Here is a 22,407-nt window from a genome sequence, read left to right as displayed (position 1 = left end):
ACGATGAGCAAAGAAGTACTGCTGGTTGTTGAATCGGTATCCAATGAAAAAGGCGTACCGCCAAACGTGATTTTTGAAGCGCTGGAGCTGGCTTTGGCCACTGCTACCAAAAAGCGTTTTGAGGACGAAGTTGATCTGCGTGTGGAAATCAATCGCCACACCGGTGCTTACGAGACATTCCGTCGTTGGACGGTCGTCGAAGAAGATGACCTGGACGATCCAGCGATTGAGACTTGGCCAAGCAAGGTTGCTCAAACGCATCCTGGCGCCAAGGTAGGTGATGTCGTCGAAGAGAAGATCGAGTCGATCGAATTCGGCCGTATCGCTGCACAGACTGCCAAGCAAGTCATTGTGCAGAAGGTTCGCGAAGCCGAACGCGCTCAGGTTGTTGACGCTTACCGCGAGCACCTGGGTGAAATCATCTCCGGTACCGTCAAGAAAGTAACCCGCGACAACGTGATCGTTGATCTGGGCAATAACGCCGAAGCGTTGCTGGCTCGTGAAGACATCATTTCTCGCGAAACCTTCCGGGTTGGCGTGCGTCTGCGTGCGCTGCTCAAGGAAATCCGCACCGAGAACCGCGGCCCGCAGTTGATCCTGTCGCGCACCGCGCCGGAAATGCTGATCGAGTTGTTCCGCATCGAAGTGCCGGAAATCGCTGAAGGACTGATCGAAGTCATGGCTGCCTCCCGTGATCCGGGTTCGCGTGCCAAGATCGCCGTTCGCTCCAAGGACAAACGCATCGACCCTCAGGGCGCTTGCATCGGTATGCGCGGATCGCGTGTCCAGGCAGTGTCGGGCGAGTTGGGCGGTGAGCGTGTGGATATCGTTCTGTGGGACGACAACCCGGCTCAGTTCGTAATCAACGCCATGTCCCCGGCCGAGGTTGCGGCAATTATCGTTGACGAGGATGCCCATGCCATGGACATCGCCGTTGGCGCAGACAATCTGGCTCAGGCCATCGGTCGCGGTGGTCAGAACGTGCGTCTGGCCAGCCAATTGACTGGCTGGACCCTGAACGTGATGACCGAATCGGACATCCAGGCTAAGCAACAAGCAGAAACCGGCGACATCCTGCGTAATTTCATCGACGAGCTGGAAGTCGACGAAGAACTGGCTCAGGTGCTGGTAGATGAAGGCTTCACCAGCCTGGAAGAGATTGCCTACGTACCGTTGGAAGAAATGCTCAACATCGACGGCTTTGACGAGGACATCGTCAACGAGCTTCGCGCTCGTGCCAAGGATCGTTTGTTGACCAAAGCCATCGCTACTGAGGAAAAGCTGGCAGACGCCCATCCGGCCGAAGACCTGCTCTCGCTTGAGGGTATGGACAAGGATTTGGCGATGGAACTGGCGGTGCGCGGCGTAATTACCCGCGAAGACCTGGCCGAGCAGTCTATTGACGACCTGCTCGACATCGACGGCATTGACGATGATCGTGCCGGCAAGTTGATCATGGCCGCCCGAGCCCATTGGTTCGAGTAATTAGGCGCGGCCTGAGGAGAGAAGTGCATGACGCAAGTCACGGTGAAACAACTGGCCGATGAGGTCAAAACACCGGTAGAGCGCCTGTTGCAGCAGATGCGTGAGGCAGGTCTGCCGCACACCGCCGCCGAAGAACATGTGACTGACAGTGAGAAGCAATCGTTGCTGACTCACTTGAAAAGCAGCCACAAGGCGAAAGTGGAAGAACCACGCAAGATCACGCTGCAGCGTAAAACCACCAGCACCCTGCGTGTTGCTGGCAGCAAAAGCATCAGTGTTGAAGTACGCAAGAAGAAAGTCTTCGTACAGCGCAGCCCGGAAGAAATCGAAGCCGAGCGCAAGCGTGAGCTGGAAGAGCGTCGCGCAGTAGAAAATGCTGCACGTCAGAAGGCTGAAGAAGAAGCCAAGCGTCGCGCCGAAGAAGAAGCGCGTCGCCAGCCTGTTGCTGCGCCGGCCGCTCCAGCCGAACCTGTTGCGGCACCTGCTGTGGTGGCCGAGCCTGTACGCGAAAGTGCACCGGTGGTGGCTGTCGCTCCGGCTCCTGCTGCCGATACTCGCAAGCGCGATGAGCAGCGTCGTCCGGATAAACCACGTGCCGATGATAACAATCGTCGCGGTGGTGGCGATGGCGAGCGTAAAAACGCTCCACATCGTGCATCGGTCAAGGAAAAGGCACCTGCTCCACGCGTTGCCCCACGCACTACCGACGAAGAAAGCGATGGCTTCCGTCGTGGTGGTCGCGGCAAGGCCAAGCTGAAGAAGCGCAACGCCCACGGTTTCCAGAGCCCAACCGGCCCTGTCGTGCGCGAAGTGAAGATCGGCGAGACCATCACTGTGGGCGATCTGGCTCAGCAGATGTCGGTCAAGGCAGCTGAAATCATCAAGTTCATGTTCAAACTGGGTACTCCAGCGACCATCAACCAGGTACTGGATCAGGAAACTGCCCAGCTGGTTGCTGAAGAACTGGGCCACAAAGTGACCCTGGTCAGCGATACCGCCCTGGAAGATTCCCTGGCCGAGTCCCTGAAGTTTGAAGGCGAGGCAGTTGCCCGTGCGCCGGTCGTGACCGTAATGGGTCACGTAGACCACGGTAAGACTTCCCTGCTCGACTACATCCGTCGTGCCAAGGTAGCGGCTGGCGAAGCCGGCGGCATTACCCAGCACATCGGTGCATACCACGTTGAAACCGACCGTGGCATGGTGACATTCCTCGACACCCCGGGTCACGCCGCGTTTACCGCAATGCGTGCTCGTGGTGCCAAGGCTACTGACATCGTGATCCTGGTGGTTGCAGCGGATGACGGCGTGATGCCGCAAACCGTTGAAGCGGTTCAACACGCTCAGGCCGCCGGTGTTCCGCTGGTCGTGGCGGTGAACAAGATCGACAAGCCGGGTGCCGACCTCGATCGCATCCGCAGCGAATTGTCGGTGCATGGCGTGACGTCGGAAGACTGGGGTGGCGACACTCCATTCGTACCGGTTTCGGCCAAGATGGGTACCGGTGTCGACGAACTGCTCGAAGCTGTTCTGCTGCAAGCCGAAGTTCTGGAACTGACGGCTACGCCTTCGGCTCCTGGTCGCGGCGTCGTGGTTGAATCGCGTCTGGACAAGGGCCGTGGCCCGGTGGCTACCGTGCTGGTTCAAGACGGTACCCTGCGTCAGGGTGACATGGTTCTGGTCGGTTCGAACTATGGCCGTGTTCGCGCCATGCTCGACGAGAACGGCAAACCAATCAAGGAAGCCGGTCCTGCTATTCCTGTCGAAATTCTCGGCCTGGACGGCACGCCGGATGCTGGCGACGAGATGAGCGTGGTTGCCGACGAGAAGAAAGCCCGTGAAGTGGCTCTGTTCCGTCAAGGCAAGTTCCGCGAAGTCAAACTGGCTCGTGCTCACGCTGGCAAGCTGGAAAACATCTTCGAAAGCATGGGCCAGGAAGAGAAGAAGACGCTCAACATCGTCCTCAAATCCGACGTCCGTGGTTCGCTGGAAGCTTTGCAGGGCGCTCTGAATGGCCTGGGTAACGACGAAGTGCAAGTGCGTGTAGTGGGTGGCGGTGTTGGTGGTATCACCGAGTCCGACGCCAACCTGGCACTGGCTTCCAACGCTGTACTGTTCGGCTTCAACGTGCGTGCCGATGCCGGTGCTCGCAAGATCGTCGAGCAGGAAGGTCTGGACATGCGTTACTACAACGTGATCTACGACATCATCGAAGACGTGAAGAAAGCGTTGACCGGTATGCTCGGCAGCGATGTTCGCGAGAACATCCTCGGTGTGGCCGAAGTGCGCGACGTGTTCCGTTCGCCGAAGTTTGGCGCGATCGCAGGTTGCATGGTTATCGAAGGTGTCGTTCACCGTAACCGTCCAATCCGTGTACTGCGTGAAGACATCGTTATCTTCGAAGGCGAGCTGGAATCCCTGCGCCGCTTCAAGGATGACGCTTCCGAAGTGCGTGCCGGCATGGAATGCGGTATCGGCGTGAAGAGCTACAACGACGTCAAGGTCGGTGACAAGATCGAAGTCTTCGAGAAGGTTCAGGTTGCTCGCAGCCTCTAACTCGCGTACTTCAAGAGCCGTGATGGCCTGCCACATGCAATTGTGCGGCGCATCTCCCGGACTCTAAATGCAACGCCCGGTCTGGCTTTCGTCAGGCCGGGCGTTTGCCGCTTTCAGACCTCGTGGGTTTCACCATGGGGCAGTAACAGGTAACAAGACATGGCAAAAGAATACAGCCGTACCCAACGAATCGGCGATCAGATGCAGCGCGAGCTGGCACAACTGATCCGTCGTGAAGTCAAAGACCCGCGCGTCGGCCTCGTCACCATTACCGCTGTGGAAGTCAGCCGTGACGTCGGTCACGCCAAGATTTTCATCACTGTGATGGGGCAGGACAGCCGCGAAGAAATCGCGCAGAGCATCAAGGTGCTCAATTCTGCCGCCGGTTTCCTGCGCATGCAGTTGGCTCGCGAGATGAAGCTGCGCAGCGTTCCACAGTTGCACTTCCACTACGATGAAAGCGTTGTGCGCGGTGCGCATCTGTCGGCGTTGATCGAACGTGCAGTGGCTGAAGACAATCAGCATCCGGTTGCGGCAGAAGCCGAAGACACCAAGGAGTAATCGGTGGCTCAGGTCAAACGTATCCGTCGTAACGTCAGCGGCATCATCCTGCTCGACAAGCCGCTGGGGTTCACCTCCAACGCGGCACTGCAGAAAGTCCGCTGGCTGCTCAATGCCGAGAAGGCCGGGCACACCGGCAGTCTCGATCCGCTGGCCACCGGCGTTTTGCCGTTGTGCTTCGGTGAAGCCACCAAGTTCTCGCAATACCTTCTCGATTCCGACAAGGGCTACGAGACGCTGGCGCAATTGGGCAAGACCACCACCACGGCGGATGCCGAGGGTGAAGTTTTGCAGGAGCGCCCGGTGACCGTTGGTCGCGCCGAAATCGAGGCCGCATTGCCGAAATTTCGTGGGCAAATCAGTCAGATACCTCCGATGTACTCGGCGCTCAAGCGAGATGGACAGCCTTTGTACAAGCTGGCTCGCGCTGGCGAAGTAGTGGAGCGTGAACCGCGTTCTGTTACTATTACGCGCTTGGAATTGTTGGCCTTCGAAGGTGACACGGTACGACTGGCAGTCGATTGCAGCAAAGGCACCTATATCCGCACGTTGGTGGAGGATATCGGTGAGCAACTCGGTTGTGGCGCTTACGTTGCGGAACTGCGACGTACCCAGGCCGGGCCCTTCACGCTGGCGCAGACGGTCACATTGGAAGAGCTGGAAGCAGTACATGCCGAAGGTGGCAACGAGGCGGTTGATCGCTTCCTGATGCCATCGGACAGCGGCTTGCTGGATTGGCCGCTGCTGCAGTTCTCGGAAGCGAGTGCGTTCTATTGGCTCAACGGCCAACCGGTACGCGCACCGGATGCACCGAAGTTCGGCATGGTACGGGTACAGGATCACAATGGTCGCTTCATCGGTATCGGTGAAGTGAGCGAAGACGGGCGTATCGCGCCACGTCGACTGATTCGGTCAGAATGACCGGAACCAGTTTGAGGTAAAAGCGTAGCGAGCGAAGGTAAGACAAGGAAAAAACTGGCGAGGAAGCGGAGTTGACTGCTGTCAATGAGCATTCCGAGCCGGTTTTTGACGCAGGATTACCGAGCGCAGTAGCTTTTATACAAACTGGGACGAGGGTGGCTGTTAGCAGGCATGGTCACTACTCATTTTTAGATACAGGGATTTGTCCCTGGCCTGTTGAAGCTGTTTTTTTGAAACAGTTTCCTGATAAAAGGATTGCCTCATGGCTCTCAGCGTTGAAGAAAAAGCTCAAATCGTTACCGACTACCAGCAAGCTGTTGGTGATACTGGTTCGCCAGAAGTGCAAGTTGCACTGCTGACCGCCAACATCAACAAACTGCAAGGTCACTTCAAGGCCAACGGTAAAGATCACCACTCCCGTCGTGGTCTGATCCGCATGGTTAACCAGCGTCGTAAGCTGCTGGACTACCTGAAAGGCAAAGACGTGAGCCGTTACAGCGCTCTGATCGGTCGCCTGGGTCTGCGTCGCTAATAAGCGATTGCGCTAGAGGTTGGTTGTCTGTCGTGCGTCAGCGGGTTTCCGCCGGCGCATGGCAGGCTCCCAGCCTCAAGTTTTATCTGGATACCTGCTTTACCTGAGTGACAACACCTGGACAAACCGATCGGGCCGATTCCCGACGTTGCCCAAGAATTTCGCAAGAAACCCGTTTCCCCAAGAGCCACAAAAGAAGGTAGGACACCGTGAACCCGGTAATCAAAAAATTCCAGTTCGGTCAGTCGACCGTTACCCTCGAGACTGGCCGCATCGCCCGTCAGGCCTCCGGCGCAGTATTGGTCACCGTTGACGACGACGTCAGCGTATTGGTGACCGTAGTCGGTGCCAAGCAAGCCGATCCTGGCAAGGGTTTCTTCCCTCTGTCTGTTCACTACCAGGAAAAGACTTACGCTGCCGGTAAGATCCCTGGCGGTTTCTTCAAGCGCGAAGGCCGTCCTTCCGAGAAAGAAACCCTGACTTCCCGACTGATCGACCGTCCGATCCGTCCACTGTTCCCTGAAGGCTTCATGAACGAAGTGCAGGTTGTCTGCACCGTCGTTTCCACCAGCAAGAAGACTGATCCGGACATCGCTGCGATGATCGGTACTTCGGCTGCCCTGGCCATCTCCGGCATTCCTTTCGATGGTCCGATCGGCGCTGCCCGCGTCGCTTTCCACGAAAGCACCGGCTACCTGCTGAACCCGACTTACGAGCAACTGGCTGCCTCCAGCCTGGACATGGTCGTTGCCGGTACCGAAGAAGCCGTACTGATGGTTGAGTCGGAAGCCAAAGAGCTGACCGAAGACCAGATGCTGGGCGCCGTGCTGTTTGCACACGACGAATTCCAGTCGGTCATCAAGGCCGTCAAAGAGCTGGCCGCCGAAGCTGCCAAGCCAACCTGGACCTGGGCTCCACAAGCCGAAGCCACCGAACTGCTGGGCGCTATCCGTGCCGAGTTCGGCGAAGCGATCTCCCAGGCTTACACCATTACCGTCAAGGCTGACCGCTACGCTCGCCTGGGTGAGTTGAAGGATCAGGTTGTCGCCAAGCTGTCCGGCGAAGAAGGCCAGCCTTCCGCAGCTGACGTCAAAGCTGCTTTCGGTGAAATCGAATACCGCACCGTTCGCGAAAACATCGTTAACGGCAAGCCACGTATTGACGGTCGCGACACTCGCACCGTTCGTCCGCTGAACATCGAAGTCGGCGTTCTGCCGAAGACTCACGGCTCGGCGCTGTTCACCCGTGGTGAAACCCAGGCCCTGGTTGTTGCAACGCTGGGTACTGCCCGTGACGCACAGCTGCTGGACACCCTTGAAGGCGAGAAAAAAGACCCGTTCATGCTGCACTACAACTTCCCTCCGTTCTCGGTGGGCGAGTGTGGTCGCATGGGGGGCGCCGGTCGTCGCGAAATCGGTCACGGCCGTCTGGCCCGTCGTTCGGTTCAGGCCATGCTGCCAGCCGCTGACGTGTTCCCGTACACCATCCGTGTGGTGTCGGAAATCACCGAATCCAACGGTTCGAGCTCCATGGCTTCCGTTTGCGGTGCTTCCCTGGCACTGATGGACGCGGGTGTACCGATGAAGGCGCCGGTTGCCGGTATCGCCATGGGTCTGGTTAAAGAGGGCGAGAAATTCGCCGTCCTGACCGACATCCTGGGCGACGAAGACCACCTGGGCGACATGGACTTCAAGGTAGCCGGTACCGCCAAAGGTGTGACCGCGCTGCAGATGGACATCAAGATCAAGGGCATCACCGAAGAGATCATGGAAATCGCCCTGGGCCAAGCCCTGGAAGCGCGCCTGAACATCCTCGGCCAGATGAACCAGATCATTGGCCAGTCGCGTACCGAACTGTCGGCCAACGCTCCGACCATGATCGCGATGAAAATCGACACCGACAAAATCCGTGATGTCATCGGTAAAGGCGGCGCGACCATTCGTGCGATCTGCGAAGAAACCAAGGCTTCGATCGATATCGAAGACGACGGTTCGATCAAGATCTTCGGCGAAACCAAGGATGCAGCGGAAGCAGCGCGCCAGCGCGTTCTGAGCATCACCGCCGAGGCCGAGATCGGTAAGATCTACGTCGGCAAGGTTGAGCGCATCGTCGATTTCGGCGCATTCGTGAACATCCTGCCTGGCAAGGACGGCCTGGTTCACATCTCCATGTTGAGCGACGCTCGCGTTGAGAAAGTGACCGACATCCTGAAAGAAGGCCAGGAAGTGGAAGTGCTGGTACTGGACGTGGACAACCGCGGCCGTATCAAACTGTCCATCAAAGACGTGGCAGCAGCCAAGGCTTCGGGCGTTTAATCAGCCCTCAAGCCTGGCCGCTTTAACGTTGTAAAAAGGCCCCGCAGTGAAAACTGCGGGGCCTTTTTTTTGGCTGGAGCAAATCAAGTCGCTGGCCGAAGTTGCCGGTCTGGCTGAGCGATGCTAGGTTTAGCCCACTGCCCGTGTAGCTCAGTCGGTAGAGCAGCGCACTCGTAACGCGAAGGTCGCAGGTTCGATTCCTGTCTCGGGCACCATTCCCTTCTTACTTCACCTTCCTGCTCAAGTCTTCGACGGTTCGTTTGAGCTGATCGATGGTGCGATCCTGATCGCTGACTTCGCGCTTGAGGTTCGAAATCTCGCTGTTGCTGGAGCTCGAACTGGAGCCGCTATTACGCTTCAGCTCTTCGACCTGCTTGCGAAGATTGTCCAGATCGCGCTCTTGCTCCTTGACGGTACGCTTGAGCTCATCGAACTCCTTGTTGCTGGAACTGGAGCTTGAGCCACTGCTGCGCTTGAGTTCTTCAATCTGGCGCGCTTGTTCCTTAAGGGTGTCCTGCACCTTTTCCAGTTCGCCCACTTCGACATCGGTTTTGACCAACACGTCCTTGCCGTACTCATTTTGGATGGCGGTCAGTTTCCCGTATGAACTCGAGGAGCTGTTGCTGAATTCAATACCGGCAAGAGCCATTCCTGGCAGTACCAGGATTCCTAGCAGAGACGTCACTGCTGTGGCGGATAGAACAGCGGAAAACTTCGAGTAGCCAGGCATCGCGAGGGTTCCATATGACATACCTAGATGGCACATCGCTATGACTTGTGCTTTCGATTTATGTTCCCGCTCGATTGGCAGGCTGTGTGGTTTTTTGTGGGGTTGATGTAAAGAGTCGTGTAAATCGTCCGACAAACATCCTATATTCGGAGCCTGCCTGAGCTTCGCCCAGCAGTTTTCAGATGATCCCCGAATGGTTCTGAAGGCCAGATAAACCGCACGACACACGGTTTTTTGCGTCAGAGAGATCCTTGATGATCCACATCCATCTTCCATTCCCCCCGATCAGCGAGAACAACATGACCGTAAAAGAATTAAGCCAGGAAGCCCGACACGAGGAAGCGCTCAGAAAGTACGCACTCGATGCGCCCGAGTTACTGGAAGAGATCAAGGACTTGAGTCCGGACGATCAGAAAGACCAGATACAGTGGGCATTCGAGGACGAGGCAGAGGCCCAGGGCCTGCAGCCTTGGGAATTGACGCTCAAGTACACCACCACACCGGAAGAATTCGAGGCTGAACGCCTGAAACTGCATAAAGAGGCGGCCGAGGTGTTGGGTGTGGAGTGGGAGGAATACTGCGAGATGAACAATCTGGTGGTTTGAGAGCAGTTTCAAGCTTCAAGCGGAAAGCTACAAGTTAAAGCGAAGTCGCTTGAGGCTTGTAACTTGCCGCTTGCAGCTGCTCCTCTCAGAGACTCAGACGCATCGACAAGTCGACAGCCTTCACATCCTTGGTCATCGCCCCGATCGAAATGTAATCCACACCCGTCTCGGCGATTGGCAGCAGCGTACTTTCGTTGATCCCGCCGCTGGCCTCCAGTTTTGCCTTGCCGCCGTTCAGGCGCACAGCTTCGCGCATGTCATCCAGGCTCAATTCATCGAGCATGATGATGTCGGCACCACCCGCCAAAGCCTCTTTGAGTTCATCCAGGCTTTCCACTTCGACTTCCACCGGTTTGCCCGGTGCGATTTTGTGTGCGGCGGCGATGGCCTGCGAGATGCCTCCGCAAGCGGCGATATGGTTTTCCTTGATCAGGAAGGCGTCATACAGGCCGATGCGGTGGTTATGGCAGCCACCGCAGGTCACGGCGTATTTTTGCGCCAGGCGCAGGCCCGGCAAGGTCTTGCGGGTGTCGAGCAGCTTGACCTGGGTCTGGGCGACGAAGTCCGCCAGGTATTGCGCGCGGGTGGCCACGCCGGACAGCAACTGCAGGAAATTGAGTGCGCTGCGTTCACCGGTCAGCAGCGAGCGGGCCGGGCCTTCGAGGTGAAACAGCACTTGATTGGGTTTGACCCGTTCGCCGTCGGCGACCTGCCAGTGCACTGCAACCCGCGGGTCCAGTTGCCGAAACACGGTATCCACCCAAGCCGTACCGCTGATGACAGCGGCGTCGCGGGTAATGATGGTGGCTTTGGCCAAGCGTTCGGCCGGGATCAATTGCGCGGTGATATCGCCGCTGCCGACGTCTTCGAGCAACGCACGGCGCACGTTGGCTTCGATTTCGGCGGTCAAATCGGCGAGACGTAGATTCGGCATAACGGGCTCCACAAACAAAGTGCCCCGATTATAGGGCCATGGCGCGAGGCAACCCAAGGCGTCCGCGTGGTTCGTGGTGCTCCGGCGGCTGCATTTGGTCGATTCTGGCGGGTACGAGGGCATCGTTCTGGAGGCTGGTGCAGAGTCTTCTGGCGCCCAAGGGGTGTTTACAAGATAATTCGCCTTGCAATTGACGTCATGTCTTTGACGAAACGAAGAATTACCGTGTCAGGAGGCTGGATGCACAACGACGGGAATGTAGTGCCTTTGCACAAGGCGACTACCGACCAGGCGATTCACTCGCCGCTCGCCCGGCTGCCCGTGGTTCTGCTTCAGGTTCGCGACAAGGCCGCACAACAGCTGCGGCAGGGGTTGCAGGCGCTGTTCGATAACGCCGACGACACCCTCTTCGAAATGGCCGACCGGGCCCGCAATGATGTCGATCAGAATGTTTTTTTCCAAGCGATGCGCGATCTGCGGTTGAAGCGTAAAAGCATCGAGCGTTTCTTCTTCGAGCAGTTTTTCGACGCGTTCATCAGCCTCACCCAGTACAACGCAACTCACACGCTATTGCCTCAGCCTTCGTCCGCCGAGGTCTATACGACGTTGGCCCGTGACGAGCTGGAACGCAATGACGCGGTGGAGGCGATGGTAAACGAGGTGTTGAAACGCGATGGTTTCGCACTTGACCAGCTCACTGCCCGCTTCAGTACACTGCTGGGCCGATCGTTGATGGAGCGGCACAATCCCGTGGGACCAACGATGCTCTGCGGGTACTTCCTGCAGGCCTGGCGTAATCTGGGGGTGGAGATCAAGGTCAAGTTGATCATCCTCAAACTGTTCGACAGCTATGTACTCAGTGCTATTGGCCAGCTCTATGCCGAAGCCAATCAATTGCTGATCGCCACGGGTGTGTTGGCCGATCTCCAGCCCACTCCGGCATGCCGGATCGTGGAGGCTGGTCTCACCGGTACGTCGGTCGAGTCTGACCATCTGCTTGAGCGTCGTCGCAGTGAATGGTTCGAGCAACGAACCCGCGATGCCCTGGAAAGCAACGCCCAAACCGTGCTAGCTCGACGCCGTGTCGAGCTGGAGTTGAGCCAGGCACTGATCGGCAAGGTCTTGCCGCGAAGCGTGGTGCTGTTCGTGTGCGAGGCGTGGAGCAAGGTGTTGCTGCTGACGTATCTAAAGCAGGGTGATCAGTCTACGCAATGGCATGTCGCTGTGCGGACCATGGAACAGTTGATCTGGAGCGTCCAGCTTCATGAGGAGCCCGATGCGCGCTCACGTTTGTTGGTGTTGGTGCCGGAATTGCTCAAGGGATTGCGCGAGGGGTTGAGTGGCTCGGCATTCGATCCGTTTACCGCCAGTGAATTCTTCACCGAGCTGGAAGGTTTGCACGTCCAGTTGTTTGAACCGGAACCGCGCAGCGCCCACGCGGGATCGGCGATGGTTGAGGTGCTGGAGGAAGTCGTGCTGCCGCCCCCTGAAGACGGCTCGCTCCGCCTCCATCGCGGCAAGTGATCGCGTCCGGAGGGGCTATCGCGGCATACTGGGCACCAATACAGTCGTCGTTGAAGGAATCGGTATGCAGTTGGACCTCGCGAGCGGTTGGTGTCAGGACGTGCGTTTGTGTCCCTCGCCCAACTTCAATGCGCGCCCCACCGGCGAAATTTCCCTGCTGGTGATTCACAACATCAGTCTGCCGCCGGCGCAGTTCGCCACCGGCAAGGTGCAGGAGTTTTTCCAGAACCGTCTGGATGTCACGGAGCACCCCTACTTTGAGGGGATTGCCGACCTGCGGGTGTCTGCGCACTTTCTGATCGAGCGTGACGGCGCGATAACCCAGTTTGTCTCCTGTCTTGAGCGCGCCTGGCATGCCGGGGTTTCGAGTTTCGAGGGGCGGGAAACCTGTAACGATTTTTCCGTGGGCATTGAGCTCGAGGGCACGGATGATTTGCCGTTCACGGATGCTCAATACGACGCATTGACGGCCCTGACCCGGCAACTGCAAAGCGCTTTCACGGCCATCACTCCACAGCGTATCTGCGGGCATAGCGATATCGCACCCGGGCGCAAAACCGACCCGGGACCGGCGTTCGACTGGGCACGGTATCGTGCGGCGCTGGCTAAAGATGCTCAGGGAAAAGAGGAACAACGATGAGTTTTCTGGTGTTGCTGTTGGCTGTATGGATCGAGAAGTTTTCGGCTCTGCGCCATCAGGTTCAGCGAGATGGTGGTTGGATTCGCGAGTTGCACAAACTTGAATCCAGTTCGCGCCTGGCGAAAAGTCCATGGCTGGTTTTGGTCGTGCTGGTGTTATTGCCGGTCGCGCTGCTGGGTTTGCTGTTACTGGTGCTGGACCCGGTCGCCTATGGTCTGCTGGCGCTACCGGTGCACCTGCTGGTGGTGATTTACAGTTTGGGGCGGGGGGATCTGCTGGGCGGTCTCGGGCCGTTTCGCGATGCCTGGCGCCGAGAGGACTTGCAAGCCGCGGCTCATGTCGCAAAACGTGACCTCGATATCTGCGCCGACAGCGGTGAGCAATTGCTGGAACGGGTCGAAGGGCATTTGTTGTGGGAGGCCTACCAGAGTTTTTTCGCGGTGATTTTCTGGTACTTCCTGTTGGGACCGGTCGCCGCCCTGAGTTATAGGCTATTGGCCCTGGCGGAAGAGCATGGGCAAAACCCGGCGGTCGTCGAGCGTGCCGGGCAATTGCGCCACGCGTTCGATTGGGTGCCGGTGCGTCTGCTGGCGGCAAGTTTTGCCTTGGTTGGCAACTTTGTTGCGGTCAGCCGGATGATGTTGCACGAGCTGCTGAACTGGAACATCAGCGCCGCCCAATTGATCGAGAAGGCCGGGCTGGTCGCCGCTGAAATTCCGACCCCGGTGGTCGGGGCGGAAGGGATCATCAACCTCGACCGGATCTGGGAGCTGCTGTTGCGGGCGGCGGTGCTCTGGTATGCGGGTTTTGCGTTGTGGACGGTCCTTCCTTGATTTGAAGATCAAGATAAAAAGATCGCAGCCTGCGGCAGCTCAGGGTGAACGGCGTTTTCCTCTGTAGGAGCTGCCGCAGGCTGCGATCTTTTGTCGTTTACCTTAAGTTACAAAACCCTCCTTCGATTTGAGCTATATAGAGACAGCGCCCAATAGTGGCTATCTGCTTTCCGGCTGCGCAGATCAATAAAAATAAGAAATCGAGGGGTGACTTCCAGTGAAGAGCTTGCTCTATCCCGCCGTCGCGCTGATGAACCGCTTGAGCTTCGGCATGAAGTTCAGCCTGATCAGTGTCCTGTTCCTGGTGCCGATGCTGGTGACCAACTTTTATCTGGTTCGTGACTCCTATCGCGAATTCCAGGGCACCCGGATCGAACTGCAGAGCCTCGACCTGTTGGGCAGCAGCCTGACACTGCGTCGCGATCTGGAAACCCTGAACAACCTGGTGCAGATCAACGTAACCCTTGGCCAGTCCGGCAAGGCCGGCAATCTCGAGTCACAGATCGGTACGCTGGAGCAGCGTGTGTTGACGCGCCTGCAAGGGCTGACGGCGATGGCCAGCGATCCGGAACAGATCGTGGTCTTCGATGGCAAACGCGATGAAATGATCGCCGCGTTCAAGGCTCAGCAAACGGAAAAATCCCTGCAAAGCAAAAGTGCATTGATCGGCAAGTTGGTGAGTAACGCGCAGATCTTCAGCCAGATTGTTGCCAGTCAGGCCGGGCTGAGCCGTGACAATCAAAGCGACATGCGTCAGCTCAGCGAGCTCGTCACCAGTGTCACGCCTGCGGTCACACAGATTTTGGGCGACGGTCGGGCCATGGGTTCTTACTCGTTGGGGCAGGGCTTTCTCAATTCGTCCTCAAGCACCCGTTTCGATGAGCTGTTGGCACAGATCGAAAAACTCCAGGCCGAATATGGCCTGAAATTGCAGGACGCGTTGGCCTCCAGTAAAACCGCGCGGGAGACCCTGGCCACCCAAGCCGATAGCAGCAAAGCCTCGCTGAAAAAAGCCAGTGAGCTCTTTGAAGAGCAAGTGGTGATGGCCGACACGCTGGATGCGCCGTGGCAGGCTTTTTACGACCAAGTCACCGGCCTGATGGACCAGACTTACCAGCTCAATGAAGCCACCCTGAAGTTTCTCGGCTCTCAGTTGCAGCTGCGTCTGGAGCAGAATCGAACTCATATGATCTTGCAGGCCGTGGCGCTGTCCGTGGTGTTTGTATTGATTTTCTACCTGTACGGCGGTTTCTATGCCTCGACCCGCACCACGCTCAAACGCCTTGGCGGGGTGATGGACAAAGTGGCGGCCGGCGACATGACCGTCACCTTCAGCGCCAACAGCCATGACGAGTTGGGCGAGTTGGGTGAGGTGTTCAACGGTACCGTGAAAAAAATCCATGACCTGATCGAGCGCGTGGGGCACACCGTCAGCGAGGTCGAACGGCAGGCCGGTCAGGTGGAGAATGTCTCCGCACAAAGCAATCAGGCCGTGGCGGGACAGCGCACGCAGATCGAACAGGTCGCTACGGCAATGAACCAGATGTCCGCCACGTCGCTGGAAGTGGCACGCAGTGCGGCGGCAGCGGTGAGCAGTGCCCACAGTGTCAACGACGAGACCATCAGCGGCCGCGGGCTGGTGCAATCCCAGCAGGGCAGCATCGCCGCGCTGGCCAGCGAGATCGACCAGTCGGTGCTGGTGATCAATCAGTTGGCCAGTGACAGCCAGTCCATCAGTCGTGTGCTGGAGGTGATCAAGAGCATCGCCGAACAGACCAACCTGCTGGCGCTGAACGCGGCCATCGAAGCGGCTCGGGCCGGGGAGCAGGGGCGTGGTTTCGCGGTGGTGGCGGACGAGGTCCGGACGTTGGCCAAGCGTACCCAGCAGTCGACCGAGGAAATCGAGCAGATGATTGCCAAGCTCCACGGTGGCGTTGGCGCGGCGGTGAAGGCCATGGGTGTTAGCCATGAAATGGCGAACGGTACTGTCGGTCAGTCGGAAAAGGTCCAGCAGGCGCTGGAGAATATCCTCGACGCGGTGGGCATGATCGTCGACCAGAACCAGCAGATCGCTGCAGCCGTGGAGCAGCAAACCGCCGTGGCCCACGACATCGACCAAAACATCGTCGAGATCAACCGCGCCGGTGAGCGCACCGCCGAGGGGGCGCACCAAACCGAGGATGCCAGTCGGGCGTTGTCGATGCAGGTGGTGGAATTGAAGCAGTTGATCAGCGCGTTTCGGGTCTAGGCGTTACAGCATTACAAGTGTGGGAGCGAGCCTGCTCGCGAAGACGGTCTGTCTGTCACATCGATGTTGAATGTGGCAACGCCTTCGCGAGCAGGCTCGCTCCCACAGGGGGTTTGGTTTCTCACTGGAGAGATTGCAGAATTTCCTGTAATACTTTTTACCTGTATGAGTCAGGATCTTCCTGTTTTTTCTGCGGTTTCGGATTTTTCGTCTTCAATGAAGCAAGATTCATTTCATTGCCCGCATGGAGAAGGCCCGGTCATGACTGTTGTAACGCTTGGAATCCAGGGGCACTGCGCCCATTGCCAGTGCACGCTGTTACTCAAACCCTGGCAGCTCAATGCCATTGCAATCAATGAGCCCTTCACCTGTTCCCACTGCCAGAAAGCCTTGCAGTTGAACGACCCGAAACAGATCAAACGCTTCAAGTCCCTCGATTCATTGGCCCTGTTGAAAGCCAGTCTTTTGATCATGGTTTGCACGGCACTGCTGGTAGCGCTGGTGCTGGAGTGGATTGGTTTGATCAGCGTCGTCGAGCAACTGAACTTTTCGCTGGTGGCGATTTTCGTTTACTTCATCTCTGTTCGATTGGCCCGCCAGCGTCAGCACATGACGCTGATTCTTGATGCCGCCAAGGCCCACGTCGACTGACTACCAGTTGAACAATTCACTGGCATTGGCGGTGCTGACAGTCGCCAACCGCTCGGGGCTGATCGCCATGATCCCGGCCAGCGCCTCGCAGATCGCCGGCAAGTGCGCCGGGCTGTTGCGTTGACCGGCAAACATGGCGGGTGCCATGTCCGGTGAATCGGTTTCCAGTACCACTGATTCCAGTGGCAACTCGGCCAGTACGCGGTGCATGCGCAAGGCCTGTGGCCAGGTCGCGGCACCGCCCAGTCCCAGTTTGAACCCGAGCTTGATGTATTCCCGGGCTTCTTCGCGGCTGCCGGCGAAGGCGTGGATGATACCGGCACGTTTCAGCTTGAAGCGTTTGAGCGTAGCAATCACCGCCGCATGGCTGCGCCTTACATGGATCAGCGCTGGCAGATTGAAGTCCGCCGCCAGTTGCAGCTGTGCGTCAAACAAGGCTTGCTGGCGCTCGCGATCGAGGGTTTCGATGAAGTAGTCCAGGCCGACTTCACCGACCGCGCACAGCTGTCGATGACCGGTCAGGCGCGTCAGCCAGTCACCGAGTTCGGTCAGATGTTCGGGCCGATGGTCGTCGAGATACACCGGATGCAAACCGAACGCGGCATAGAGGTCGGGATCGCGTTGCACCAGCTCCCAGACCCGTTGCCAATTGCTCTGATACACACCCAACACCACCATCTTTCGCACGCCAAGGGCGCGGCTTTCGGCCATCAACGACTGACGATCGGCATCGAAGTCCGGAAAGTCCAGATGGGTGTGGGTGTCGATCAACTCCACGGCTCAGTCCTGGCGAATACGCTGCTTGAAGGTGCGCGCGATGGCCTGCACGCCGGGTTGGTAATCGGACTGTTCGATGGCTGCCAGTGCCAGTGCCAGGGCTTTATCGGCAATCAACTGATGCTGTTGGGCCATGGCATTGACCGGCAAGGGCAGGAAGTCCAGCAACTGGGTGTCGCCAAACGTGCCGAGGCGCAGTGGTCGTGATTTCAGCGGGAAGTCATGCAAGGCATCGAACACGCCTTGTAGCAGCACGTAAGAGGTAGTCACCAGCGCCTCGGGCAAATGCCCAACACGTTGGAGCAGTTCTTCCATCAGTTGTTTGCCGCATTCACGGCTGAACGACTCGCCGTGTTCGATCAGTACCTCACCCTTGTATCCGGACAGCGCCTCTTTGAAACCGGCGGCCCGTTCCTGACTGATGCTCAACTCCGGGCGCGCGCCGATCAGGGCGATCTGTTTGGGCAACGGGTCGAGCAGGCTGCGGGTCAGTTGCAGGCTGGCTTCACGGTCATCGCTGATCACCGAGCAGAAATGCTCGGGCTCCATGACCCGGTCGATGGCAATGATCGGGATGCCTTTGGCCTGCAATTGGCGATAGCTGTCATCGCCGGCGGGCAGGCAACTGGCGACGATCAGCGCGTCGCAGCGACGGGCGCGGAACAGTTTCAGCAATTGCCGTTCGCTGTCCGGCGCATCGTCGGAACTGGCAATCAGCAACTGATAGCCGCGAGCCCGTGCGCCTTGTTCCAGCAGCTTGGCGATGCGCGCGTAACTGGGGTTTTCCAGATCCGGCAGAATGAACCCGAGGGTGCGGGTATGGCGACTGCGCAGCCCGGCGGCCTGGGGATTGGGCGTGAAGCCGTGTTGATCGACCACCGCGCGCACGCGTTCGACGGTCGCGCTGCTGATGCGTTGCTGTTCGGCCTTGCCATTGATGACATAGCTGGCGGTGGTAACGGACACACCGGCCAACTGGGCGATATCACTGAGTTTCAACCCGCTGTTTCCTTGTTTTTTCGAGCATGCCCGACATTTTCGTCAATCCTACCCGATTCCGGCAGTCGACCATTGTCGTGACGCATCCGACAATTGGACTTCTAGAGAAAGAGATTATCGAGTAACGTGCCAATCATTCTAGATTAAACGTTTCAGCAGGCGTATTTTCTACGTTATTGGTGCCTTTGGTCAGTTCTGCCGCGAAACTGCCAAATCTTGTCTTCAGACAGGTTGCCTACGCTGAATCATTCAAAACAATACCTGGTGCCCATAGGGTGCCAAAAAGGAGAAAGCATGCTCGAGCTCACTGTAGAGCAGATATCCATGGGCCAGTCGGTTGTGGATAAGTCCGCCGCGTTGCAGTTGCTGGCCCGTCATCTGGTTACCGACGGCCTGGTCGCCGAGGGTTACCTGGCCGGGCTACAGGCACGCGAAGCCCAGGGCTCGACCTTTCTCGGTCAAGGTATTGCCATTCCCCACGGTACACCTGAAACCCGCGATCTGGTGTTCACCACCGGCGTGCGCCTGATGCAGTTTCCCGAGGGCGTGGATTGGGGCGATGGGCAGATTGTCTACCTGGCGATCGGTATCGCCGCCAAATCCGATGAACACCTGCGCTTGCTGCAATTGCTGACCCGCGCCCTCGGTGAAACCGATCTGGGCCAGGCCTTGCGTCGCGCCAGTTCCGCCGAAGCCTTGCTGAAGCTGCTGCAAGGCGCGCCGCAAGAGCTGGCGCTGGATGCACAGATGATTGGCCTGGGTGTCGCCGCTGAAGATTTCGAAGAATTGGTCTGGCGCGGCGCCCGCTTGCTGCGTCAGGCCGACTGCGTCAGTGGTGGATTTTCCGCGGTATTGCAGCAAGTCGAAGCGTTGCCGCTGGGCGATGGCCTGTGGTGGTTGCACAGCGAGCAAACGGTCAAACGCCCGGGGCTGGCCTTTGTCACGCCGGACAAGCCGCTGCGTTACCTCGGTCAACCGCTGAACGGATTGTTCTGCCTGGCCAGCCTTGGCGAGGCGCATCAGGCCTTGCTCGAGCGTTTGTGTGCGTTGTTGATTGAAGGTCGCGGCCATGAATTAGGACGCGCCACCAGTTGCCGCGCTGTACTCGAAGTGCTTGGCGGTGAACTGCCAGCCGACTGGCCAAGTGCGCGGATTGCACTGGCCAATGCCCACGGTTTGCATGCGCGCCCGGCGAAAGTCCTCGCGCAACTGGCAAAAAGTTTTGAAGGCGAGATCCGCATCCGCGTCGTCGATAGCCAGGACAGCGCGGTGTCGGTGAAGAGCTTGAGCAAGCTGCTCAGCCTCGGTGCCCGCCGCGGTCAGGTGCTGGAAATCATTGCCGAGCCGAGCATTGCCGCTGACGCATTGCCTGCAATGCTGGCTGCCATCGAAGAAGGCCTGGGTGAAGAAGTCGAGCCATTGCCAGCGGTGAGCCAGCTACGGGAAGAAGTCGTCGAAGTGGCCCAAGTGCTGCTCGTTCCGGCGTCCGGCAGCCTTGTTCAAGCCATTGCCGCCGCGCCGGGCATTGCAATCGGCCCGGCGCACATTCAAGTGCAGCAACACATCGACTACCCACTGCGGGGCGAGTCCGCGGCCATCGAGCGCGAGCGTCTGAAACAGGCACTGGCGGATGTGCGGCGCGACATTGGCGGCTTGATCGAACGCAGCAGGGCCAAGGCGATTCGCGAGATTTTCATTACCCATCAGGAAATGCTCGACGACCCGGAATTGACCGATGAAGTCGACACTCGCCTCAAGCAGGGTGAAAGCGCGGAAGCGGCGTGGATGTCGGTGATCGAAGCGGCTGCCCGGCAACAGGAAGCCCTGCAGGATGCTCTGCTAGCCGAGCGCGCCGCTGATTTGCGCGATATCGGTCGTCGTGTACTGGCGCAATTGTGTGGCATTGAAACACCGAGCGAACCCGAACAACCTTACATTCTGGTGATGGATGAAGTCGGGCCGTCCGATGTGGCACGTCTCGATCCGACTCGTGTCGCCGGCATTCTCACCGCCCGAGGAGGCGCTACCGCACACAGCGCCATCGTCGCCCGGGCTCTGGGTATTCCAGCGCTGGTCGGCGCCGGTGCAGCCGTGTTGCTGCTGGCACCGGGCACGCCATTGTTGCTCGATGGCCAGCGCGGCCGCTTGCATGTGGACGCCGACGCCGCGACTTTGCAGCGCGCCACCGAAGAGCGGGACACCCGTGAACAAAGGCTCAAGGCCGCTGCCGAACAACGCCACCAAGCGGCCCTGACTACCGACGGTCACGCGGTCGAAGTGTTCGCCAACATCGGTGAGAGCGCTGGCGTGACCGGTGCGGTGGAGCAGGGGGCCGAAGGCATCGGCCTGCTGCGCACCGAACTGATTTTCATGGCTCACCCGCAAGCGCCGGACGAAGCCACCCAGGAAGCCGAGTACCGTCGGGTGCTCGATGGTCTGGCCGGACGGCCGCTGGTGGTGCGCACCCTCGATGTCGGTGGCGACAAACCTTTGCCCTATTGGCCGATCGCCAAGGAAGAAAATCCGTTCCTCGGCGTGCGCGGTATTCGTCTGACCCTGCAACGGCCACAGATCATGGAAGCGCAGTTGCGCGCCTTGCTGCGGGCCGCCGACAACCGCCCGTTGCGCATCATGTTTCCCATGGTCGGCAGCGTCGATGAGTGGCGCCAGGCACGGGATATGACCGAACGCCTGCGCCTGGAAATCCCGGTCGCGGACCTGCAACTGGGGATCATGATCGAGGTGCCATCGGCGGCGTTGCTGGCACCGGTGTTGGCCAAGGAAGTCGACTTCTTCAGTGTGGGCACCAACGATCTGACGCAATACACCCTGGCCATCGACCGTGGTCATCCGACGCTGTCGGCCCAGGCCGATGGCCTGCACCCGGCAGTACTGCAACTGATCGACATCACCGTGCGGGCGGCCCATGCCCATGGCAAGTGGGTGGGCGTCTGTGGAGAGCTGGCGGCCGATCCGCTGGCGGTGCCGGTGCTGGTCGGGCTGGGCGTGGATGAGCTGAGCGTGGGTGCGCGCAGCATCCCCGAGGTCAAGGCGCGGATTCGCGAACTCAGCCTCAGCCAGAGCCAAACCCTTGCTCGCGAAGCGCTCGCCGTGGGCAGCGCCAATGAAGTACGTGCATTAGTGGAGGCCCTGTAATGGCCCGGATTTTAACCCTGACCCTCAACCCGGCGCTGGACCTGACGGTGCAGTTGTCGCGCCTGGAGCCCGGTCAGGTCAACCGCAGCGATGCCATGCACACCCACGCCGCCGGCAAAGGGGTGAACGTGGCACAGGTACTGGCGGACCTCGGGCATCAGCTGACGGTTAGCGGATTTCTCGGTGAAGACAACCTGCAAGCGTTCGAAACCCTGTTCGCCAAACGCGGTTTCAGCGACGCGTTCATTCGCGTGCCCGGCGAGACACGTAGCAATATCAAGCTGGCGGAAAACGATGGTCGCATCACCGACCTCAACGGTCCTGGCCCCTTGGTCAGTGCGGCGGCACAGCAGGCGTTGCTCGATCGACTGGACATGATGGCGCCAGCCCACGACGCCGTCGTCGTCGCCGGCAGCCTGCCGCAAGGCGTCAGCCCGCAGTGGTTGCAGGCGTTGATCCTGCGCTTGAAAAACCTGGGACTGAAGGTCGCGCTCGATACCAGTGGCGAGGCGCTGGTGGCAGCGCTCAAGGCCGGTCCCTGGCTGATCAAGCCCAACACCGAGGAGCTGGCCGAGGTGCTGGGTGCCGAGGTGGTGTCGGTGATGGCCCAGGCCGAAGCGGCCGATCGCTTGCACGCCCAAGGCATCGAACATGTCGTGATTTCCCATGGCGCCGAGGGTGTGAACTGGTTCAGTGTCGGCTCGGCGCTGCATGCCACGCCGCCCAAAGTCAGCGTTGCCAGTACGGTGGGCGCGGGTGACTCGTTGCTGGCGGGCATGCTCCACGGTTTGCTTGAGGCCCATACGCCCGAGCAGACCTTGCGCACTGCCACGGCGATTGCCGCGATGGCGGTCACCCAGATCGGTTTCGGCATCAGCGACGCCGCGCACCTGGCGCAGCTCGAACAGGGTGTGCGCGTGCGTCCCCTGACAGAACAATAAGA

18 protein-coding genes and 1 tRNA gene are annotated in these 22,407 nt (G+C 58.8%); 15 read left to right on the top strand and 4 right to left on the bottom strand.

What is annotated here, in order from left to right; all coding sequences use genetic code 11:
* The first annotated feature begins 3 nt into the window (after nucleotides 1-3).
* The 7 genes from nusA to ACSFE6_RS06265 all read left to right on the top strand — a co-directional run bounded on the left by nusA (nucleotide 4) and on the right by ACSFE6_RS06265 (nucleotide 8,582).
* Nucleotides 4-1,485: a transcription termination factor NusA gene (gene nusA / locus ACSFE6_RS06295; protein ID WP_435426790.1), complete on the top strand. Its 1,482-nt coding sequence runs from the start codon at nucleotides 4-6 to the stop codon at nucleotides 1,483-1,485.
* 27 nt (nucleotides 1,486-1,512) lie between these two features.
* Nucleotides 1,513-4,038 carry a translation initiation factor IF-2 gene (infB, locus tag ACSFE6_RS06290; protein ID WP_435426789.1) on the top strand — a complete coding sequence of 842 codons (2,526 nt, stop codon included), beginning with the start codon at nucleotides 1,513-1,515 and terminating at the stop codon, nucleotides 4,036-4,038.
* Nucleotides 4,039-4,197: 159 nt separating this feature from the next.
* Nucleotides 4,198-4,599: a 30S ribosome-binding factor RbfA gene (gene rbfA / locus ACSFE6_RS06285; protein ID WP_435426788.1), complete on the top strand. Its 402-nt coding sequence runs from the start codon at nucleotides 4,198-4,200 to the stop codon at nucleotides 4,597-4,599.
* Between the two features lie 3 nt (nucleotides 4,600-4,602).
* Nucleotides 4,603-5,520 carry a tRNA pseudouridine(55) synthase TruB gene (gene truB / locus ACSFE6_RS06280; RefSeq protein ID WP_433738629.1) on the top strand — a complete coding sequence of 306 codons (918 nt, stop codon included), beginning with the start codon at nucleotides 4,603-4,605 and terminating at the stop codon, nucleotides 5,518-5,520.
* 262 nt (nucleotides 5,521-5,782) lie between these two features.
* Entirely contained in the window at nucleotides 5,783-6,052 is a 270-nt protein-coding gene (rpsO, locus tag ACSFE6_RS06275; RefSeq protein ID WP_002555121.1) for a 30S ribosomal protein S15, read from the top strand.
* Nucleotides 6,053-6,261: 209 nt separating this feature from the next.
* A complete protein-coding gene (pnp, locus tag ACSFE6_RS06270; protein WP_435426787.1) occupies nucleotides 6,262-8,367 on the top strand; it encodes a polyribonucleotide nucleotidyltransferase in 2,106 nt (701 codons plus the stop codon).
* Between the two features lie 139 nt (nucleotides 8,368-8,506).
* Nucleotides 8,507-8,582: transfer RNA gene (locus ACSFE6_RS06265), tRNA-Thr, on the top strand.
* Between the two features lie 8 nt (nucleotides 8,583-8,590).
* Here ACSFE6_RS06265 and ACSFE6_RS06260 read toward each other — a convergent pair.
* Nucleotides 8,591-9,097 carry a hypothetical protein gene (locus tag ACSFE6_RS06260; RefSeq protein ID WP_435426786.1) on the bottom strand — a complete coding sequence of 169 codons (507 nt, stop codon included), beginning with the start codon at nucleotides 9,095-9,097 and terminating at the stop codon, nucleotides 8,591-8,593.
* A 299-nt stretch (nucleotides 9,098-9,396) separates the two neighbouring features.
* On the opposite strand from ACSFE6_RS06260, the gene ACSFE6_RS06255 reads away from it, so the two are divergent.
* On the top strand, nucleotides 9,397-9,702 hold the full coding sequence (locus ACSFE6_RS06255; protein WP_435426785.1) for a DUF6388 family protein: 306 nt from the start codon (nucleotides 9,397-9,399) through the stop codon (nucleotides 9,700-9,702).
* 85 nt (nucleotides 9,703-9,787) lie between these two features.
* On the opposite strand, the gene nadC is transcribed toward ACSFE6_RS06255, so the two are convergent.
* On the bottom strand, nucleotides 9,788-10,636 hold the full coding sequence (nadC, locus tag ACSFE6_RS06250) for a carboxylating nicotinate-nucleotide diphosphorylase (protein ID WP_435426784.1): 849 nt from the start codon (nucleotides 10,634-10,636) through the stop codon (nucleotides 9,788-9,790).
* A 240-nt stretch (nucleotides 10,637-10,876) separates the two neighbouring features.
* Here nadC and ACSFE6_RS06245 point away from each other — a divergent pair, with 240 nt between their 5' ends.
* The 5 genes from ACSFE6_RS06245 to ACSFE6_RS06225 all read left to right on the top strand — a co-directional run bounded on the left by ACSFE6_RS06245 (nucleotide 10,877) and on the right by ACSFE6_RS06225 (nucleotide 16,532).
* Nucleotides 10,877-12,160, top strand: a complete 1,284-nt coding sequence (locus ACSFE6_RS06245; protein ID WP_435426783.1) for a DUF1631 family protein — start codon at nucleotides 10,877-10,879, stop codon at nucleotides 12,158-12,160.
* Between the two features lie 64 nt (nucleotides 12,161-12,224).
* Entirely contained in the window at nucleotides 12,225-12,800 is a 576-nt protein-coding gene (gene ampD, locus ACSFE6_RS06240) for a 1,6-anhydro-N-acetylmuramyl-L-alanine amidase AmpD (protein ID WP_435426782.1), read from the top strand.
* Nucleotides 12,797-13,633: a regulatory signaling modulator protein AmpE gene (gene ampE / locus ACSFE6_RS06235; RefSeq protein ID WP_435426781.1), complete on the top strand. Its 837-nt coding sequence runs from the start codon at nucleotides 12,797-12,799 to the stop codon at nucleotides 13,631-13,633. Before ampD ends, ampE begins: the two co-directional genes overlap by 4 nt.
* Nucleotides 13,634-13,850: 217 nt before the next feature.
* The gene (locus ACSFE6_RS06230; RefSeq protein ID WP_435426780.1) at nucleotides 13,851-15,881 is read left to right on the top strand and encodes a methyl-accepting chemotaxis protein; all 2,031 of its coding nucleotides are present in this window, start codon (nucleotides 13,851-13,853) and stop codon (nucleotides 15,879-15,881) included.
* Nucleotides 15,882-16,142: 261 nt separating this feature from the next.
* A complete protein-coding gene (locus ACSFE6_RS06225; RefSeq protein WP_435426779.1) occupies nucleotides 16,143-16,532 on the top strand; it encodes a hypothetical protein in 390 nt (129 codons plus the stop codon).
* On the opposite strand, the gene ACSFE6_RS06220 is transcribed toward ACSFE6_RS06225, so the two are convergent.
* Together ACSFE6_RS06220 and cra are read right to left on the bottom strand one after the other, a co-directional pair.
* The gene (locus ACSFE6_RS06220; RefSeq protein ID WP_435426778.1) at nucleotides 16,533-17,309 is read right to left on the bottom strand and encodes a TatD family hydrolase; all 777 of its coding nucleotides are present in this window, start codon (nucleotides 17,307-17,309) and stop codon (nucleotides 16,533-16,535) included.
* A 3-nt stretch (nucleotides 17,310-17,312) separates the two neighbouring features.
* Complete coding sequence (gene cra / locus ACSFE6_RS06215) at nucleotides 17,313-18,308, bottom strand: catabolite repressor/activator (protein WP_435426777.1); 996 nt, start codon at nucleotides 18,306-18,308, stop codon at nucleotides 17,313-17,315.
* A 294-nt stretch (nucleotides 18,309-18,602) separates the two neighbouring features.
* On the opposite strand from cra, the gene ptsP reads away from it, so the two are divergent.
* Nucleotides 18,603-21,464 (top strand): phosphoenolpyruvate--protein phosphotransferase, encoded by a 2,862-nt coding sequence (ptsP, locus tag ACSFE6_RS06210; RefSeq protein ID WP_435426776.1) that lies wholly within the window; start codon nucleotides 18,603-18,605, stop codon nucleotides 21,462-21,464.
* Entirely contained in the window at nucleotides 21,464-22,405 is a 942-nt protein-coding gene (pfkB, locus tag ACSFE6_RS06205; RefSeq protein WP_435426775.1) for a 1-phosphofructokinase, read from the top strand. The genes ptsP and pfkB overlap by 1 nt, the downstream gene beginning before the upstream one ends.
* The last annotated feature ends 2 nt before the right edge of the window (nucleotides 22,406-22,407 follow it).

This window comes from Pseudomonas baetica, from assembly GCF_051216495.1.
Classification (GTDB): Bacteria; Pseudomonadota; Gammaproteobacteria; order Pseudomonadales; family Pseudomonadaceae; genus Aquipseudomonas; species Aquipseudomonas baetica_B.
Note: the sequence above shows the minus strand (reverse complement) of the source record. Positions and strands in the feature narration are given on the sequence as shown.